The organism is Acidobacteriota bacterium (genome assembly GCA_026393675.1).
In the GTDB taxonomy this organism is placed as follows: domain Bacteria; phylum Acidobacteriota; class Vicinamibacteria; order Vicinamibacterales; family JAKQTR01; genus JBAXOX01.
On sequence record JAPKZQ010000042.1, the window covers coordinates 33,688 to 47,692 of the forward strand.

Annotated in this window: 13 protein-coding genes; 12 read left to right on the forward strand and 1 reads right to left on the reverse strand. The window is 64.8% G+C overall.

Annotated elements, in window-relative coordinates; translation table 11 throughout:
* The first annotated feature begins 57 nt into the window (after positions 1–57).
* From NT151_10395 to NT151_10435, 9 genes are all read left to right on the forward strand, one after another.
* Positions 58–1,095, forward strand: coding sequence for a cytochrome c3 family protein (locus NT151_10395; protein MCX6539322.1), 1,038 nt, complete (start codon positions 58–60; stop codon positions 1,093–1,095).
* Positions 1,092–1,778: a cytochrome b/b6 domain-containing protein gene (locus NT151_10400; GenBank protein MCX6539323.1), complete on the forward strand. Its 687-nt coding sequence runs from the start codon at positions 1,092–1,094 to the stop codon at positions 1,776–1,778. Before NT151_10395 ends, NT151_10400 begins: the two co-directional genes overlap by 4 nt.
* A gap of 4 nt (positions 1,779–1,782) precedes the next feature.
* Complete coding sequence (locus NT151_10405; GenBank protein MCX6539324.1) at positions 1,783–2,760, forward strand: M48 family metalloprotease; 978 nt, start codon at positions 1,783–1,785, stop codon at positions 2,758–2,760.
* 12 nt (positions 2,761–2,772) lie between these two features.
* Complete coding sequence (locus NT151_10410; protein ID MCX6539325.1) at positions 2,773–3,357, forward strand: hypothetical protein; 585 nt, start codon at positions 2,773–2,775, stop codon at positions 3,355–3,357.
* A gap of 110 nt (positions 3,358–3,467) precedes the next feature.
* Positions 3,468–5,339, forward strand: coding sequence for a HAMP domain-containing protein (locus NT151_10415; GenBank protein MCX6539326.1), 1,872 nt, complete (start codon positions 3,468–3,470; stop codon positions 5,337–5,339).
* Entirely contained in the window at positions 5,332–5,991 is a 660-nt protein-coding gene (locus NT151_10420) for a response regulator transcription factor (GenBank protein ID MCX6539327.1), read from the forward strand. Before NT151_10415 ends, NT151_10420 begins: the two co-directional genes overlap by 8 nt.
* 291 nt (positions 5,992–6,282) lie before the next feature.
* Entirely contained in the window at positions 6,283–7,884 is a 1,602-nt protein-coding gene (locus tag NT151_10425) for an ATP-binding protein (protein MCX6539328.1), read from the forward strand.
* Between the two features lie 16 nt (positions 7,885–7,900).
* The gene (locus NT151_10430; protein MCX6539329.1) at positions 7,901–8,455 is read left to right on the forward strand and encodes an archaemetzincin family Zn-dependent metalloprotease; all 555 of its coding nucleotides are present in this window, start codon (positions 7,901–7,903) and stop codon (positions 8,453–8,455) included.
* Positions 8,448–9,824: a sigma-54 dependent transcriptional regulator gene (locus NT151_10435; GenBank protein ID MCX6539330.1), complete on the forward strand. Its 1,377-nt coding sequence runs from the start codon at positions 8,448–8,450 to the stop codon at positions 9,822–9,824. The genes NT151_10430 and NT151_10435 overlap by 8 nt, the downstream gene beginning before the upstream one ends.
* On the opposite strand, the gene NT151_10440 is transcribed toward NT151_10435, so the two are convergent.
* Positions 9,825–11,003 (reverse strand): ATP-binding protein, encoded by a 1,179-nt coding sequence (locus tag NT151_10440; protein MCX6539331.1) that lies wholly within the window; start codon positions 11,001–11,003, stop codon positions 9,825–9,827.
* 511 nt (positions 11,004–11,514) lie between these two features.
* On the opposite strand from NT151_10440, the gene NT151_10445 reads away from it, so the two are divergent.
* From NT151_10445 to hybB, 3 genes are all read left to right on the forward strand, one after another.
* A complete protein-coding gene (locus NT151_10445) occupies positions 11,515–11,739 on the forward strand; it encodes a hypothetical protein (protein ID MCX6539332.1) in 225 nt (74 codons plus the stop codon).
* A gap of 109 nt (positions 11,740–11,848) precedes the next feature.
* Positions 11,849–12,766, forward strand: coding sequence for a 4Fe-4S dicluster domain-containing protein (locus NT151_10450; protein MCX6539333.1), 918 nt, complete (start codon positions 11,849–11,851; stop codon positions 12,764–12,766).
* A complete protein-coding gene (hybB, locus tag NT151_10455) occupies positions 12,759–13,982 on the forward strand; it encodes a Ni/Fe-hydrogenase cytochrome b subunit (GenBank protein MCX6539334.1) in 1,224 nt (407 codons plus the stop codon). Before NT151_10450 ends, hybB begins: the two co-directional genes overlap by 8 nt.
* The last annotated feature ends 23 nt before the right edge of the window (positions 13,983–14,005 follow it).

Consider the following 14,005-nt stretch of genomic DNA (forward strand, 5'->3'; position numbering starts at 1 on the left):
ATGGTCCTGTCGTACCCGCTTACGCCCGATTCATTGCCAGTTCATCCCGGATCGCTCATGTTATCAACGTTCCTTCTTCTTCTGACCCTGTCGTCACAGCCTGGGCAGGTCGCGGCAGGCAAGACCGCCGATGTGGAGACCTGCCTGGCCTGTCACGGCGATCGGAGCATGGCTGTCACGCTCCCGAGCGGCGAAACCCGGTCGCTGTATGTCGATGTCGCCACATTCCGCGGTTCCGTACACGGGAACAAGATCGGCTGTGCGGACTGCCACCAGGACATGACGTCGGTGCCCCACGAGGCGCGCCCGTTCAAGACGCTGCGAGAATTCACCGTCGCGTACTATGAACAGTGCAAGCGGTGCCACTTCGACAACTACACGAAGACGCTCGACAGCGTGCACTACCAGGCTCTTGCGCGCGGCGATCGCACGGCCCCGCTTTGTGTCGACTGCCACGGCGCCCACGACGTCAGGTCGCCGCAGAAGCCCAAGGCCCTGGTGTCGCGCACCTGCGCGAAGTGCCACGAGGGCGTGTTCGCCGTTTACAACAAGAGCGTCCACGGACGCTTCCTCGAGAAGAGCGACGACGTACCGGGCTGCACCGACTGCCATCGCTCCCACGACGTCGCCGGTCCCCGTGATACCAACTGGCAGCGCCGCACGCCGGAACTCTGCCGCGGTTGCCACGAGAACAAGCGCCTGATGGAGAAATACGGCTTGTCCACGGCCGTCGCGCAGACCTACGTCGCCGACTTCCACGGCATGACGGCATCGCTCCACGAAACCGATACAGGACGCGAGGTCAGCGTCGTCGCGCTTTGCACCGACTGCCACGGCGTGCACGACATCGCGAAGGTCAACGAACCGGGCTCGCGCGTGCTGCGTGCGAATCTGGTCAAGACCTGCGCCCGCTGCCACGCCGGCGCCACGGAGAACTTTCCTGGCGCCTGGATGTCGCACTACGAGCCCAGCTGGAAGAAGGCGCCGCTGGTCTACGGCGTGCAACTCTTCTACAACATCCTGATTCCCTTCATGATCAGCGGCCTGGTCCTGCAGATGCTGCTGCACTTCTGGCGAGTGGTTGTCAACCGATGAGCACCTATCTCACACGCTTCACGCGGCGTCAGCGCACCGAGCACGTGCTGGTCATGTCGCTCTTCATCGTCTTGTCGGTCACGGGACTTCCCCAGAAGTACTTCGACGCGGCATGGGCGCGCTGGTTCATCAACCTGATGGGCGGCATCGACCACGTCCGGTGGTTCCACCGGGCCGCCGGCCTGTCGTTCGCGGCGTTGACGGCCTGGCACGTGATGTTCGCCATCGGGTCGGTCGCGGCCGGGCGGTCGCCACTCTCAATCGTGCCCAACCGAAAGGATTTTGACGATGCGATCCAGATGATGCGGTATTACCTGGGGCGCATCGATCAGCCGGCGCAGTTCGATCGATTCGACTATCGCCAGAAGTTCGAGTATTGGGGGCTCGTCCTCGGCGCTGTGGTCGTCATCTCCACCGGCCTCATCCTCTATTTCCCGATCCTGTTCACCCGTTTCTTCCCGGGAGAACTGATTCCCGCCGCCAAGGTGGCCCACAGCAACGAAGGCCTGATGGCGTTTCTGGTGGTCATTCTCTGGCACATCTATAACGCGCATCTCAACCCGGATGTGTTTCCGTTCGACAAGACCATCTTCACGGGCACAATCAGCCTGGAGCGCATGCATCACGAACACCCGCTGGAACTGGCGCGGTTGAAGCAGGTCCAGGACATCGAGGAGCCATAGCCTGTTGCTGGACACCGCGGGCCTGGTCATCCTGCACGGTTGTATCGCCGCCCTCCTGGTCGAGGCCGTGCTTCGGCTCTGGCGAGTGCAGGATCCGGGCGAGCGTCTGGCCCTGCGGTGGCTGGCCCTGGTTGCGCCCATCGTCCTCCCGGTTGCCTTTCACGTCCTCGCCCCTGGTCGTTCCACAGAGTGGTTTGGCTCGGCACGGGCCCTCTTTGCGGGCGAGCACTGGAATCAGCTGGCGCTTGGCCATACCGGCGCGGCCTCTCTTGCGACGGTGGCGCTGTTGATCGTCGGTGGTCTGCTCTACCTGCGCGATGCCCTTCCCTTTCTCGACGACCGGGTCCGCGGCCTCGGCGAACGCGACACGATCTCAGGACATCCGGAGCTCGCGCGGGTGCAGACCCTGCTCGACGAGCTTCAGCAGGCCGTCGGCGCACCGGCCATGGCGGTTGTCCTCCTCGATCGTCAGACGCCGGTCCTCCTGTGCTCCGGAGTCGATCGTCCCACACTGGTGATCTCGACTGGCACGCTCAGCCGCCTGGGCGACGACGAATTGCGCGCCGCTCTCGCCCACGAACTGGCGCACGCGGCGCGCCGGGATCCCCTGATGGGCTGGCTGCTCATGGTGGTTCGCACCGTGGCGTCGTTCAGCCCTGCCGCGCAGATTGTCGCGCGGCAGGTTGTGCAGGAACTGGAATACCGCGCCGACGTCGCGGTCGCGCGGCTTGGGTACTCGGCGGCGCTCAGCCGGGCCATTGCGGCGCTGGCTGACACGCCCGAGAGCGACACCGATCTCGTGCCGCCCCGTTCACCGCTCGGCTTCCCCCGGGGGCTGCTTGCCCGCGCGGAACGCGTCGCGGTGGGACATCGGTGCGAGCGCGTGTTTGCCCAACCAGAACCCATCCGAACCGGCCTCGGCGCGTTTCGCCTCGGCCTGGCGGCCGCCGGCATGACGGCCCTGCTCTTTTTCGTCGTATAGCGAAACGACGACATGAACACCGCTCCTGCCAGGAGAACGATCGACGCCGGGCACAGACCGGTCTGGATCGAGGTGGCACGAGCCGTCGTCGCGCTCGCCGCATTGCTGGCCGTCGTCGCGCTCGGGCTGCGCGTGCTCGACGAACTGCCGGGAATGGCCGCTGGCGTCGCTCGGGGCGTTCGACGGGTTGACTCGATCGCGGCGCTCGAGCGCCAGGTCTCGCACAAGATGCCGATTCCGGCCTACTTCCCCGACACGCTCATGTGGCCGCCCAACGACCTCCTGATTTTCGGTGGAACCTCTGCATCGATGTCGTTCCGGAACCGGCGCGCCGCCGACACGTGGCTGATCGTCGCGATGGCTGTTGGAACCACCACAGTCGCGCCCCAGGTCTTGCCGCCCGCGACACCCCTGCAGACCGAGACCACGACGGTCCGAAACCTCCCGGCGACCGTCGAGCGCCTGCGCGATCTCGATGGCGTCATCTGGTACCAGCTGACCTGGCAGACATCCGGCGCCACTCGCCTGGTGCGGTATCGTGGTACCCTCGACGAGATCATGCTGATCGCCAACAGCATGGATGAACGGGGACGGTAATGGCCAAGTGCTTCGACTCGCCACTGCCATGGCACATTCCTGCGAGACGATTCGGTGAACATTGCTCGCTCAGCACTAGGCCCTGAGTAAATGCATCCGTCTTTGAGGTTATGAATCGAAGGGCCAAGGCGGCTTCCTCCAGGTGGCAGATGCGCGGCCTGCAGGGCCGAGTGGCCCTTCTCGTCGTGCTCGGTCTGTTCGCGTCGATGGTGGTGCCCGGCTGGATTGCCTGGCACAGCCTGGCCGCGCTGACCGAGCGCATCGTTGTCGAGCGAGAGGCCGACGCCGCCGTCGCCGCCCGCCACGTCGAGAACGTGCTCCAGCGCGAATGGCGCCGCCTCCAGGAGGTGGCCGCCGCCCCTGAAGCGGCGACGAGACGAACCGACGGCGCCCTCTCGCCCCGCGACGAAGCCCTGCGCAACGCGTACCTGCAGGGCGAACTCATCGACCGGGCGTTCGTCACCGATGCCGACGGACGGGTCCAAGCTCAGGATCCGCCGCTGCAGCCGGGTGCCGAGACGGTGATTCCAGCCAGCCGCGACGCGCTCAAGGCCGGGCGGCCATCCGTCTCCGCCGTCGCCAGGACGCCCAACGGCGATCGCCTCTACCTGTTCGTGCCCATCAAGGACTGGCGCGGCGCGCCGATTGGCGTCGCGGGCGGCGAGATCGATCCGGCCAGCCCGCGCATGATCGCCGTGCTCCGTGAGCAGCCCGTCGCGGAGGGCGGGTCGATTGACCTGGTCGATGCGCAGGGAATGGTGGTCGCCAGCTCCGACGTGCAGCGGCGCGGCCGACGGGACGAGCATCCCCGGCTGGTCGCGTCACTGATTCAATCAGGCACGAGCATCCGGGGCATGTGCACGACCTGCCACGACCGCAGCAAGGTCGATGTCGAGCAGGTGACCGCCATGGTGCCCGTCCGCCAGATGCACTGGGCGCTCAGCCTGCGGGAACCCGAGACCGCGACACTCGCCGATGCGAATCGACTGCGCCGGTCTCTGTTTTTCTGGATGCCGCTGCTCGTGGTCCTCGGGCTCCTCTTTGCCGACGGCGTCGCCCAGAGCGTGTTGCGGCCGATCGGCGTGCTCCGTCGTGCCGCCGAGCGCATCGCCTCTGGCGACATGGATCCCGCGATCCCTCCACTCGGCGATGATGAGGTGGGGCGCCTCGGCCGCTCGCTCGAGCACATGCGGTCGGCGCTCAAGGCGTCGATGGATGCGATCGAGCAGGCCAACGCGACGCTCGAAGCCCGCGTCGAAGAGCGCACGCGCGAGCGTGAGGTGCTCTACCGCCAACTGGCGGAGCGCGACGAAGCGCGCGGCCGGTTGCTTCGCCAGGTGATCACGGCGCAGGAGGATGAGCGCAAGCGCCTTGCCCGCGAATTGCACGATGAGACCTGTCAGACGGTCAGCGCCCTGGCGATGCGCCTCGAGATGGCTGTCGCCCGACTGCCGCCGGGCGTAGACAATGGGCCGCTGGTGGAGGCGCGGACGCTCGCCGTCCGCACGCTCGACGAACTCCATCGCGTCATCTACGACCTGCGCCCGTCCGTGCTGGATGATCTCGGGTTATGGTCGGCGATCGCGTGGTACGCCGATCGACACTTGAACAAACAGGGCGTGGCGGTCCGCTGCGAGTTCAACGATGTCGAGCGCCGGCTGCCGCCGCTGATGGAAACCGCCCTGTTCCGGGTCGTGCAGGAGGCGATCAGTAATATCGCCAAGCACGCGCGCGCCGAGCAGGTGCTCATCCAATGCGGCATCCGGGGCGATCTGCTCACGATCGAAATCGAGGATGATGGCGAGGGATTCGATCTGGCGGCCGTCAGCCGACCCACGGGAGATGGGCACGGCTGGGGCCTGCTCGGCATCACCGAGCGCGTCGAGGCGCTGGGCGGCAAGGTCTTGATAGATACCGCGCCGGGCCAGGGGGTTCGCGTGGTCGTGTCGGTACAGGTGCCACCGGAGGCTGTACGTGTCTAAAATCCGCGTTCTGATTGCCGATGACCACGCGATCGTCCGGGAAGGCGTCAAGGCGTTGCTGAATCTCGCCGACGATATGGAAGTGGTGGGCGAAGCCGCTGACGGCCGCGAGGCCATCGCCCGGGCTCAGGCCCTCGAACCAGACGTCTGCCTGATGGACATTGCGATGCCAGGGCTTGGCGGTCTCGAGGCCACAATCGAAATCCGGAAGATCTGTCCGCGCACGCGCATCCTGGTGCTGTCCCAGTACGAGGACCGCGAGTACATCCGGCGCTTCCTCAAAGCCGGCGTCTCCGGCTACGTCCTCAAGAAATCCGCCGGATCTGATCTGACCGCCGCGATCCGTGCCGTTCACCGGGGGGGCCTGGTACTCGACCCGGACGTCGCACGCGAGGCTATGAAAGAGCGCGATGGCCTCGGACCGGGTGGTGGAGATGTCGACCCCTATGAGTCACTGACCGACCGTGAGAAGCAGGTCCTGAAGCTGGTCGCCGAAGGCCACAGCAACAAGGAAGTCGCCGATCTGCTGGGCATCAGCATCAAGACCGCGATGTCGCATCGCGAGCGGGTCATGGAGAAGCTGGGGCTCCACAGCCGAACAGAGCTGATTCGGTTCGCCCTCAAACAAGACATCATCCGGGTCGAGGGCTAGGCTGTTGGGAATCTCGACAGCCGCCGCCGGATTTCCGCAACCTCCCAACGGCGACCTCAGGGACTGCGGCGAAAATAGGCACAAAATCCAGCAATTTCCAACTGGCAGTTGAATTGCTCTACACTATAGCAAGCGCGGCGATACTTGCCTCCCCTGCCGCGCCGCTCCGACAACAGCCCCCGCACCTCGCATCGCCCTCAGATGAGGTCGCTTTCGACTCGCCCCCTGTCTCTGGTGGTTCTGGCGGGAATCTGACAGGCCGCCTGGCGCGTTTCGCAAGGGGTTTCTCGCATGCCACTGTCATCGGTCCGTTGGTGGAACCGGCTGAGCGTCCAGCTGCCGCTCGTGATCGCGGTTGGCACGCTGGCGATTGTGGGCACGGCGGCCGCCTTGTTCCTGGGCGCGCAGGAGCAGTACCTGCACGCCGAGGTGGTTCGCGGCGCCGAGCTGTTCAGCGAGACCATCAGGAGCAGCACGTATCACGACATGCTGCTCGACCGGCGCGAGAACGCGTACCTCGTGATGGACACGATTGGGCGTCAGTCCGGGATCGATCATGTCCGGTTCTTCAACAAGGAAGGGCGCGTCACGTTCTCAACGGACCGGATGGAAGTCGGCGCCATGGTCGACAAACGCGCCGAGGCCTGCTACCAGTGCCATGCGGCGGACCGGCCGCTGGAGCGCCTCACGACCGGGACTCGATGGCGGATCTACGAAGCCCGCGGACATAACGTGCTGGGCATGGTCACACCGATCTACAACGAACCGGGCTGTTCGAGCACCGCGTGCCACGTCCACCCGGCGAGCAAGCGTGTGCTGGGCGTCATCGATATCGGCATTTCGCTCAGGGAGATCGACGAGAATCTGATGCGCATCCGGCGCAACACCCTCCTGATGGCGGGCGTGGCTGTCGTGCTGCTGGGAGCCTTCGTCGGCCTCTACGCCCAGCGGCTCGTGGTCAAGCCCGTGGTCGAACTGGCGATCGCCACCCGCCAGATTGGCGCCGGCGATCTGACCCGCAAGATCCCGGTGTCGCGAACCGGCGAGCTGGGCATGCTCGGACAGTCCTTCAACGACATGGTCGGGGCCTTGAGCAAGGCGCGGGCGGAACGCCTGCAACTGCTCGAAACGCTCGAGCACCAGGTGGAGGAACGCACCGCGGATTTGAAGCAGGCGCAAACCCAGCTCGTGCAATCCGAGAAGCTCTCGTCGCTCGGCAGGCTTGCGGCGTCCATCGCTCATGAGATCAACAACCCGCTGGCGGGCATCCTGACCTACGCCAAGCTGCTCGTCCGGATGCTCGAGGGTGGAGACCTCGACGATCAGACGCGCTCGACGTGCGTCCGTCACCTCAAACTGGTCCAGCGCGAGACGGAGCGGTGTACGGCGATTGTCCGCAACCTTCTCGAATTCGCCAGGCAGCGGCCTCTCTCTTTGAAAGAGGTCGATACTTCGGCAGTTCTTGATGAGGCGGTGTCGCTGGTCGGCCATCAGGCCAAGCTGCATGGCATCGCCATCAACCGGCACGTCGACGCACTGCCGCCCATCCAGGCCGATTTCGGGCAACTGCGGCAGGCGTTTGTCAACATCATGCTCAATGCCTGTGAAGCGATGAAGGACGGCGGCACCCTGAGCATCTCGTGCCGGCCGACCCCGGGGGCCGCCTGTGTGGAACTGGTGTTCACGGATACCGGCGCGGGAATCCCACCCGACAGGCTTGCGAAGATCTTCGATCCGTTTTTTACCACCAAGGAGATGGGCACGGGGCTCGGCCTCTCCGTGGTGTACGGCATTGTCGAACACCACCACGGCACGATCGGCATTCAGAGCGAGGTGGGCAAAGGGACGACCTTCACGATCGTACTCCCGGCCGCCCGGAAGACGGATGCCTGATGGGTGCTGACACACCATGACCGCGGACGTGCACATCTGGTGGCTCGGCGCCGATGCGCCAGACGAGCGCCTGCTCGACACGGTGCGGCACGCCATCCAGGCCGTGTTTGGCGTGACCGTCCGGGTCGATCGTCGACCCGATCGTCCCACCCACGTTTTCGATCCGGGGCGCGGCCAGCACTCCTCGACGCAGATGCTCAAGTGGCTGGTGGGCCAATCGCCCGCCGGCGGTCGCACGCTGGCCGTCACCGACGTGGACCTATTCATTCCCGTGCTGACCTTCGTGTACGGCGAGGCCCAACTGGGCGGCGATGCCGCCGTCGTGTCGACCGCACGGCTCGCGGTCGCGGCCGGACCTGATCCGGACCGGGCCCTGTTTGACAGCCGCATCATCAAGGAGTGCGTCCACGAACTCGGCCACACCTTCGGCCTGATTCACTGCGACTCGAGAGCCTGCGTCATGGCCCGGTCGGTGAACCTGATTGAGGTCGACGCCAAGCGCACGTCGCTCTGCGGGGACTGCGATGCCCGCTACCGGGCGCTACACCAGAAGGACAAACATCATGAGTAAGGAACGCACCCGGGTCTTGGTCGTTGACGACGAGGAAATCGTACGGGAATCGCTGTCGGGCTGGCTGGCCAAGGACGGCTATACGCTCGACACGGCGCCAGACGGGCCGTCGGCCATTGACAAACTCAGGCAGGAGCGCTGGTCCATTCTGCTGGTCGACTTGAAGATGCCCGGGATGGATGGCCTGCACGTCCTCGAAACCGCCAAGACGATCCAACCCGACGTCGCCGTCGTCATCATGACGGCGTACGCCACGGTCGAGACGGCCGTCGAAGCGATGAAGATGGGTGCCTACGACTACCTCGTCAAGCCGTTCGATCCCGAGGAACTCAGTTTGATGATGGTGAAGATTGTCGCCCAGCAGCAACTGGTGCGTGAGAACGTTCTGCTGCGCAAGGTGCTGAAGCGCGACTATCACTTCCGCGACATGATCAGCAAGAGCCCGGTGATGCAGCGGCTGTTCGACCTGGCCCGGAGCGCGGCGCGCAGCCAGTCCACCGTGCTCATCCTCGGCGAGAGCGGCACAGGCAAGGAACTGCTGGCGCGGGCCATCCATGCCGAAAGCCCGCGGCAGTCGGCGCCGTTTGTTGCGGTGTCATGCGCCGCACTCACCGAGACGCTCCTCGAGTCCGAGCTGTTCGGGCACGAGAAGGGATCGTTCACCGGCGCGGTCAACCGGCGAAAGGGCAAATTCGAATCGGCGCACGGCGGCACCCTCTTCCTCGATGAGATCGGCGACATCTCCCCGAAACTCCAACTCGATCTGTTGCGTGTGCTCGAGGAACGCAAGTTCTTCCGCGTCGGCGGGTCGGAACCCGTGGAGGTCGACGTGCGGATCATCGCGGCGACCAATCGGGATCTCCGGAAGGCCTCTGAGACCGGCCAGTTCCGCGACGACCTGTACTACCGGCTGAACGTCATTCCGATGACCTTGCCCCCGCTGCGCGAGCGGCTCGAGGACGTCCCGCTGCTGGTCGAGCATTTCCTGGAACACCTGAATCTCGAGATGAGCCACCGCGTCGAGGAGGTCAGCGCGGACGCGTTGTCGGCCCTGATGCGCTACGACTGGCCCGGCAACGTCCGCGAATTGCGTAATGTGCTGGAACGCGGCATGGTGGTGGCGAAGGGCTCGCTCATCATGCCCGAGGATCTCGGCCTCGACGCCGGCACGCCGCGGCAGGGCCCCATCGATGTCACGCTCTCACTTGATGAGGTCGAGCACCGCCATATCGCGGCGGTCCTGCATCATGGGGGTGGCAATGTCACCCAGGCGGCCCGGACGCTCGGCATCGATCGGGTCACGCTCTACAACAAGATCAAGAAATACGGATTGCGCCGCGTCGAGGAGCACGACGGGGAGGCGAAGTAGCTAGTTGCCTGCCACCTTCAGATCGAACGAGAACCGGGTACCCTTCCCCGGTTCGCTCTCCACGGCAATCGTGGACTGGTGGCCCTCGATAATCATCTTCACGAGCGCCAGGCCGAGCCCCGTGCCGCCCTGGCGGCGCGTGGTCGAGCCGTCAAGTTGGTGGAACGCCTCAAACAGCTCCGGCATCTTCTCGGCCGCGATGCCCTGACCGGTATCGGCCACCCACACCCGAACGCTGTCGCCGACGACGGCGGCACCCATCGTCACGCTCCCGCCCTGAGGGGTGAATTTGACGGCGTTATCGATCAACTGGTTCAGCACCCAGCGGATCTTCTCGCCATCAGCCACGACCTGAGGCAGCGCGGCCGCCACGGATACTAGCAGTTGGACGCCGCGGCGCTTCGCCTTCTCGGCCGCCGCGCCCGCGCATTCCGCAAGAATATCGCCGGCTGCGGTCGCCGCCTGATGCAGCACCATCTCTCCGCGGGCGCCCGTGGCGAACTGGATCAGATCGGCCACCAGTCGCTCCAGTTCCGCGACGCCGCGGCCCATCGTCTGCACCGCCTGTACCTGGTCATCAGTGAGCGGACCGAGATCGCCAGCGGCCAGCAGCAGATTGAAGCCTTTGATCTTCGTCAGCGGCGTGCGCAGCTCGTGGGAGATGTTGTTGATGAAGTTCCCTTTGAGCCGATCCAGTTCCGTGAGGCGCTGATACGCGGCCTGCAGTTCCTGCGTGCGCTCGGCCACCCGCTGCTCGAGTTGGGCATTCACCTGCCGGAGGGCGTTCTGGAGATCCTGCACCTGCTCGACGCTGGCCAACTCCAGCTGCTCGCGCGTCATCAATCGCATCTCGAGCAGGACCTGGCCAAGCGTCTCACGCGTGCCACGCGCCGACATCTCCCGCTGGCGTTGCAGCGCGGCGTCAAGATGGGCTGACGTGATGTAGCCCTTCTTCATCAGGAACTCGCCGAACCGCGACAGCATGGCGTCGCCGAGGAACGGCACGCCTGGCTCGGCGGGAATCACACTCAGCGCGAGACGCTCCATCAGCACGGCAGCCAACGCCAGGTCGACCCCACACTGCGGACACGTCGCCTCCCTCGCCGGCACGTCGGCCCGACACCGCGGACACGGATACATCAATCGATCAGCATCGCCTGGTCCCGGCATGGCTGGCATGGTACTCGAAAATCCTCTCCTACGCGCCGTGTGTTGCGGATACGGGGTTCGGGATTCGGACCGTGCAGCGGGTGAATCCCTGGGAACGCCGGGCTCCCCTTCGAGTTCCCTCAGGGCTGGCAGCCCGGCCCGCGGCCTGGCCACGCTGGAGCGTGGCGATCCCAGGAAGCCCGTCCTACCGATTACCGACTACTGACTTTCGACTACCGACTACCGACTACCGACTACTTGCTACCGTTCTTGTGCCGATGAATAGTTCATCGCGCACTGTTGAAATCCGCAATTCCGCGGTTTCTCTCCGCAAATGGCCTGATCGAGCGGCGACCGAGCCATGAGGCCCGATTCCGCTGTTGTGGTTTACAACGCCCCTTGATTGCGCCGTCTGACAGCGCGCCAGATCGTACCAGCACAACTTATTCGTTCGCAATGAGTTAGCGAAAATACTGTATCTCGAAGTATACGTGGCGAGGAACTTGCTCTCTTTCCGGGCGGAGGAAAGGAAGGCGCAAGAATGGCCTGCCCATACTTGAAGGAAGTGGTGATGCTCTACTGCCAGGCCTATCCGGTCAAGAAGCTCGTGCCTCTCGACCGCATCGCGTCGGCGGACCCATGCCTGGGCCTCGAGTACGAGGCCTGCCCCCTGTTCAAGGACGTGGTGACCCGCATCCGGGCAAGTACGCAACGCGCGACAGCCTCTTTGCCACCTGACTCCACTCGCCGGGAGGTTTTCCGATGATGTTCATTCCCTTACTCGCACTCGTCGGCCTCGTGCTGGTCGGGTGCTCAACACTCATCGCGGCACGCAGCCGCTCGTGACACGACGATTCACGTAGAGGAATCGCACCATGAAGCTCAATCGACGATTGTTTCTGAAAGTGGCCGGGGCAGCAGGGGCTATCGCCGCCGTCCCGGCAGCCACCGCCGGAGCTACGACCCTCGAGGAGCAGGCAGCCGTCAATAGCGCCCGACGCGGCGTACTGGTCGACACGACCAAGTGTGTCGGGTGCCGGGCCTGCGAAGCGGCGTGCACGGAAACCAACAACCAGCCCGAACCGGTGCGGCTCGATGACCCGGCGGTCTTCAAGACCGTGAGGACGACCGACACGCGGCACTACACCGTTGTGAACGCGGCCAATACAGGAGCGAGCGCGGTGCCGGCGCGGTTCATCAAGCGCCAGTGCATGCACTGCCTCGAACCGGCGTGCGCATCAGCGTGCCTCGTGCGCGCGCTGGACAAGACGCCGACCGGACCGGTGGTGTACCACAAGGACCGATGCCTGGGCTGCCGGTACTGCATGGTGGCCTGCCCGTTTGGCGTGCCCAAGTACGAGTACGACTCTCCCACGCCGTTCGTCCAGAAGTGCACGTTCTGCGCCGACCGCCAGTCGCGGGGCGAGGCGCCAGCCTGCACGTCGGTCTGCCCGAGCGGTGCGCTCACCTTCGGCATGCGTGACGACCTGATCGAAACCGCGCGCGAACGGCTCTACGCCAAGGGCAGTAAGTACGTGCGCTACATTTACGGCCAGCGCGAGGTCGGCGGCACGAGCTGGATGTACATCACGGACATTCCATTCGAGAAGCTCGGCCTGCCAACCGACCTCGGCACCTACGCGTACTCGTCGTTGACACAAGCCTCGCTGGCGGCAGTGCCGTTTGTCCTGACCCTGTGGCCGCCGCTCCTGATGGGGATGTACACCTTCAGCAAGCGACGCGAGCAGGTGGCCGCACAGGAAGCCGCCGGGAAGGAGACCAGCCATGAGTAGCACAACGGCACGCGCCCTGCCCTCCGGTAGCTGGGTCACCGACAAGATCTTCCTCGGCCTTCCGTTTGCCGAGTACCTCAAGAGCCTCGCGACCCCTGGCAATTTCGTCTCGGGCCTCATCATGGCGATCGGCATCCCCCTGATCGTCTACCGCTTCGTGTACGGTCTCGGGGCGGCGACCAATCTGTCGCAGACCAATCCGTGGGGAATCTGGATCGGCTTCGACATGCTGGCGGGTGTCGCGCTCGCCGCCGGCGGCTATACGGTGGCCACGGCGGTGTACATTTTCGGGTTGAAGGAATACCACCCGATCGTGCGACCCGCGATTCTGACAGGGTTCCTGGGATACCTGTTCGCGGTCCTCGGCCTCTGCGCGGACCTTGGGCGCCCGTGGAACCTGCCCGTGCCGATCTTCATCTCGTGGGGCGGGCCGTCAGTCATGTTCGAGATCGCCTGGTGCGTCGTGCTCTACCTCACGGTGCTCGGGCTGGAATTTCTGCCGCCCGTGTTCGAGTGGCTGGGATGGAAGAAAGCCCTCGTGTTGGCGACAAAGGCCACCATCGGCCTGACGGTCGTCGGCGTCATGTTGTCGACGCTGCACCAGTCGTCGCTCGGCGGTCTCTTTCTGATGGCCCCGACCAAGCTGCACCCGCTCTGGTACTCGCCCTTCATTCCGGCGTACTTCTTCATCTCGAGTATCGCGGCGGGCCTGAGCATGGTCATCGTCGAGAGTGGCCTCTCGCATCGGGCCTTCCAGAGCCGCATCGACCACCACGTGAACCTGGACAAACTGGTCGTCGGCCTCGCCCGGGGAGCCTCGATTGTCCTGTTCGCATACTTCTTCCTGAAGGTCCAGGGGGTCGCCGACAGCGGCCGCTGGTCGTTGCTCACGACCGGGTACGGCTACTGGTTCCTGGTCGAGGTTTTGGGATTCATCCTCCTACCGTCGCTGGTGTTCGCCTATGCCGCGCGCCGCGCGAAGGTGACCCTGATTCGGTGGACCGCCGCGTGGACCGTGCTTGGCATCATCGTCAACCGTCTCAATGTGTCGGTGATTGCGCTCAACTGGAACTCTCCGGATCGGTACGTTCCGAGCTGGATGGAAGTGATGGTATCGCTCACGCTCGTGACCCTTGGCATCTCGGCCTTCCGGTGGATCGTCAACCGGATGCCAGTGCTCAACGAGCATGAACTGTCAGGGATCCGCGAGTCGTAGCCGCGGACGCGCGAAGAGGAGAT